The organism is uncultured Aquabacterium sp. (genome assembly GCF_913773725.1).
GTDB lineage: Bacteria > Pseudomonadota > Gammaproteobacteria > Burkholderiales > Burkholderiaceae_C > Aquabacterium.
Window position 1 is genome coordinate 1 of sequence record NZ_CAJYGK010000047.1, and the last position, 4,816, is coordinate 4,816.

Consider the following 4,816-nt stretch of genomic DNA (forward strand, 5'->3'; position numbering starts at 1 on the left):
ATGGCATTCAGCGAGTCTGCATTCAGCGGGATGGTGTTCTGTTCGCTCATCGGTATCTCCGGTTGGTTGTGTGATCGGTGCATGCGGTGCGCCGGTCTCATTTTCCGCCACACGTTCCATGCGGACCGCGGCGGCTTTTTCTTGCGAGGGTTCGGTGCGTTGGTTCATGCATCGAAGTCTCCCGGTATTGCCTGGCTGAGTCATTCCGACGCGTTCCGAATTTTTCGGAACGCGTCGGAACGGTTTGCCTATGGAGAAGAGGGGATAGGGCCTTGATGTCCGTCAGGTCGCTGCGTGGCGTTGGGCCGGCGCAATGCACTTTCTCCTCGGTAGCGCCTGTCCATACAGGCATTCCGCCGCGTTCCGACAAATTCGGAACGCGTCGGAAAGGGTTTCCCCTGATTTTGGAGGTCTGAAACATGGACCCAGCACTCAATTACGACGATGAGCTGGAGGCTGCCAAGGATGCTGTGAAGTACCTCGGTGGCCCGAAGAAGGTGGGCGAACTGCTGTTCCCCGAAAAGCAGCCCGACGCGGCGGCGCGCTATCTGCTGGATGCGCTGAACCCGGCCCGGGCCGAGCGGCTGAGCCCGGGCCAGTTGCTGCTGCTGATGCGCAAGTGCTGCGAGATCGGCTTTCACGGCCTGACGGCCTATCTGCTGCATGAGGCAGGCTACGCGCCGCCCATGCCGCTGGACCCCGTGACCGAGGCCACGAAGCTGACGCGCGAGCTTGAGCGCACGGTGGGCCATGCGTCGCTGCTGGTGGCGCGGCTGGAGCGGCTGAAAGAGGGCAGGGCGTGATGGACAACTACCAGAGCGTTCTGCACCAGATGGAGCATTTCGGCATCGCGCTGCGCGACCGGGATCGGCGTGATCTGCCCGACAGGATCAGGGCAGGGCGCAAGACGACCTGTGGTGCCGGCGGCAAGGACTGGTACAAGCTGCACCTGTGGCAGCCGGATGCCGGCGGCACGTATGTGGTCGGCTCGTTCGGCACCTATCGTCATGGCGGCGATTGGCAGCGGGTAGAGATTGACCTGGCGCCACTGTCAGAGGCCGAGCGCGCCCGCCAGGCCGCCCACCGCAAGGCGCTGGCCGAGGCTGCGGCGATCGAACGTGTTGCCGAGATCGCCAATGCGATGGCCGAAGCCATCGACATCTGGCGCAAGGGCGTGCGCGTGGCTACCACACCCTATCTGGACCGCAAGCAGGTACAGGGCGAGGCCTTCCGCGCCCTCGATCGCCAGCTGTCGCTGCGCTGGCCTTCCCGCAAGCGTGGCGAGGATGACGTGGTAGTGCGCCTGCCGGCCGGCACCACGCTGCTGCCCCTGGTACGCCCCGATCTGCCCCGCGACCAGGCGCTGCGCGGGCTGCAGTTCATCAAGCCGGACGGCATGAAGATCTACCTGCGCGCCTTCGACAAGCCGGGCTGCTGCATCCGCCTCGGCGCGATCGACGCCGGCAGCACCTCGCTGCTGATGGTGGTCGAGGGCTATGCCACGGGACTGACAGCCCGCATGGCGGTGGACCACCAGCACCCGGTATTCGTTGCCCTGGACGCTGGCAACCTGGCCGAGGTCGTGCGCGTGCTGCGGGCGCTGTACCCGGCCACGCGCATCCTGATCCTGGCCGATGACGACTACATGACCCGGGATAAGCGCACGGGCGCGCTGATCAACCCGGGCCGCACGGCCGCCAGCCGGGCTGCGAAGTCCACGGACGGCTGCGACCTGGTCTGGCCAATCTTCAAGGCCTCGACACGGGGGCCGAAGGATACCGACTTCAACGATCTGCACGTCCTCGAGGGCCTGGACGTGGTGCGCCGGCAGCTGGTGGCAGTGGTCGATGCGATGGCGAGGCGGTATGGCTGAGAACACCGACAACCTGAACGCCAGCGCGGTGCCGTTGCCGCCACCGGGGCCACCGCATGCGACCGGAGAGTCGCATGCCTCGTCCACTCACGGCGCGCCAGCGCCGCTGGATGGGGCTGTTGTGCACGTCGACTTTCAGTCGGGTGTGCGCATCGCGGGCGAGGCGCGGCCGGCGCCGGATCTCGCCCAGCGCCCCCCGTCCCCCAAAAAAGGCGCAGCTGCGCGCGACTCTGGGGATGGGGGTGGCAAGAGCCCCGCAGCCGACCCGCCCGTGCAGGGCCGAAAGAAGGAGAAGACCATCGATTGGGGCCGGTTCAACCACCTGATCGAGAACTTTGCGCTGATCTACGGCACGGACACGGTGTGGGACGGCTCTGAGCGGCTGATCATGAAGATCGCCAACATGGGCCACGCCCATGGCGCCGACATGGTGCGGATGTGGAAGGCCAGCGAGAAGCGGCGCACAGTGCGCCTGGAAGACGTGGTGTTCGATCCCACCCTGCATGCCGACCCGGCTTCCACGGTGAACCTGTTCGACGGCATGGCCATGGTGCCGAAAGAGGGCGACGTGCAGCCCATGCTGGAACTGGTGTCGTTCCTGACCAGCCGAGCCACGCCCGATGAGGGCGATACCGGCGACATCATGCATTGGCTGCTGTGCTGGCTGGCCTACCCGCTGCAGCACCCCGGCACCAAGCTGCGCACGGCGGTGGTGATGCATGGCGACGAGGGCGCGGGCAAGAACTTCCTGTTCGACATCATGGTGGCGATCTACGGCAAGTACGGCGCCCTGGTGGGACAGGACGAGCTGGAGGACAAGCACAACGATTGGCGCAGCTGCAAGCTGTTCGTGGTGGGCGACGAGGTGTCCAGCCGGGCCGAGCTGGTCCACAACAAGAACCGGCTGAAGGCGCTGATCACCTCGCCCACGGTGCAGATCAACCCCAAGCACCTGACGCGGCGCGAGGAGAAGAACCACATGAACATCGTGTTCCTCTCCAACGAGCTGCAGCCGCTGGCGCTGGACAACTCCGACCGGCGCTACCTGGTGGTCTACACGCCCCGGGCCAAGGGCTTCGAGTACTACAAGGCGCTGGGCGACTGGCGCGACAGCGGCGGGGTGGAGGCGTTCTATCACTACCTGCTCAACTACCCGCTGGGCGATTTCCACCCCTTTGCCCCGGCCCCGATGACGGAAGCCAAGTCGGCGCTGATTGCGATCAACCGTAAGAGCCCCGAGCTGTTCTGGTCCGAGTGGCAGGCGGGCGAGCTGGATCTGCCCTACCACTCCTGCGCCATTACCCAGGCCTATGCCGCGTACCTGAAATGGTGCCAGCGCACGGGCGACCGCTACCCCTTCCCCCAGACGCGCTTCACGCCCACGGTGGTGCGCTTTGCCGAAGGGCAGGGCTGCCCGGTGCGCACCAAGCCCATGAACGTGACCCGGCCCGGCCAGGCCAAGAAGACCGAGCGCATGTTCCTGGTGACAGAGCCGATTCTGGGCGAGGGCGAGCAGCGCATGACCGAGGGCGATTGGGCCACGTCTGCCGTGCGCGACTTCGCGGATGCGCTGCGCAAGTACGCGGGCTATGGCAGCGGTGTCCCGGCCCCCAACGAGCAAGAACCACAGGGAGGTCAGTAGTGCAGCGCCGTTACGTCATTACACCGACGCGTAACGCTGGAATCCAGCACTGGCGCGGGTCGTTACACGATTACAGCGTTACAGCAGCCTCGCGTATGTGTGTGTGCATGCATGCAGGCGGGTGGGCGGGTGTGTGTGGGCGCGTGCATGCACATGCGTGAGGCGTGTAACGGCGTAATCGTGTAACGCGCCAAGCCTGGCGCGGGTTTCGCTGTTACGCGCGCTCGTAACCACGTAATCACTTCTTTGTTTGTATAGAGAGAGGAAAGAAGAAATGGAAGGGCTGGATCTGTTGACGGCCGGCGGCACCACCACCCCCGGCATAGGTACTCCCGGCGCATGGAATCACGGGGGTAATTCGGCCCCCGCGCGAGCGCTAGTGGCTGGTCTGGGGAAAAGTGAACGAACTGGTGAACGCTGGGGGTCGAAGTGAACGGGCGCGTCGAGCTGGTCTCGCAGGCCGAGTACGCCCGGCGCCGGGGCGTGGCGAAGTCCGCCGTGGCGAAGGCTGTGAAGGAAAAGCGCATCACCCTGATCGACGGGAAGATCGACCCGGCCGTGGCGGACATCCAGTGGCAGCAGAACACGCGCGCCAGGGCCGACAGCGGGCGCGCTGGCGCATCGCTGCCGATAGAGCAGGGGGGCGGGCAGGGTGCGTCAGAAAACGCGCCACAAGCCCAGGATTCCCAGCCCGTGGCGCCCGGCGATGACTACCAGAGCCTGCGCGTGCGCCGGGAACGGGCGTCGGTGGAACGCGAGGAGCGCGAGAACGCCCGCGAGGCCAAGCTGCTGGTGGCCCGCGAGGCGGCCTGGCGCGGCGTGTTCGATGCCTTCCGTGCGCTACGCGACGAGGCCATGGGCGTGTCCCAGCGCGCAGCGCCGCAGTTGGTGGGGCTGGCGGACTCGCGCGAGATCGAACGCATCATCCACGACGAGCTGCGCAAGGCCTTCGGCGCGGCCGAGCGTCGTCTGCAGGGCGTCTTGCCTGGGGAGGCCGACCAGTGAATCTCGCCGACGGTTACGCACTGATGGTCCAGGCAGCGGTCGAGGGCATGCGCCCAGACCCCGAGCTGCGCTGCGACGAGTGGGCCGAAGAGTTCATGAAGCTGCCCAAAAGCGGTCCCAAGCCGGGCGAGTTCCGCTTCGATCACAGCTACCCGGCCCGGCGCGTGCACCAGGTGCTTTCGCCGGGGCACCCCTGCAAGCGCGTGGTTGCCAAGGTCGCGTCGCAGATGTTCAAGACGCAGACGGCGCTCAACTGGATCGCCTCCCTGATCCATCGCCGGCCGCGCAACATCCTT

5 protein-coding genes are annotated in these 4,816 nt (G+C 66.1%); all 5 read left to right on the plus strand.

Annotated features, from left to right (window positions below; translation table 11 throughout):
- The first annotated feature begins 419 nt into the window (after positions 1–419).
- On the plus strand, positions 420–803 hold the full coding sequence (locus QZ709_RS05290; RefSeq protein WP_071954906.1) for a hypothetical protein: 384 nt from the start codon (positions 420–422) through the stop codon (positions 801–803).
- The gene (locus tag QZ709_RS05295; RefSeq protein ID WP_294636241.1) at positions 803–1,873 is read left to right on the plus strand and encodes a toprim domain-containing protein; all 1,071 of its coding nucleotides are present in this window, start codon (positions 803–805) and stop codon (positions 1,871–1,873) included. Before QZ709_RS05290 ends, QZ709_RS05295 begins: the two co-directional genes overlap by 1 nt.
- Complete coding sequence (locus tag QZ709_RS05300; RefSeq protein WP_294636242.1) at positions 1,866–3,515, plus strand: primase-helicase family protein; 1,650 nt, start codon at positions 1,866–1,868, stop codon at positions 3,513–3,515. The genes QZ709_RS05295 and QZ709_RS05300 overlap by 8 nt, the downstream gene beginning before the upstream one ends.
- 429 nt (positions 3,516–3,944) lie before the next feature.
- Positions 3,945–4,520, plus strand: a complete 576-nt coding sequence (locus QZ709_RS05305) for a hypothetical protein (RefSeq protein ID WP_294636243.1) — start codon at positions 3,945–3,947, stop codon at positions 4,518–4,520.
- A partial coding sequence (locus QZ709_RS05310; protein WP_294636244.1) for a phage terminase large subunit family protein occupies positions 4,517–4,816 on the plus strand: 300 nt, incomplete at its 3' end. The genes QZ709_RS05305 and QZ709_RS05310, both read left to right, overlap by 4 nt.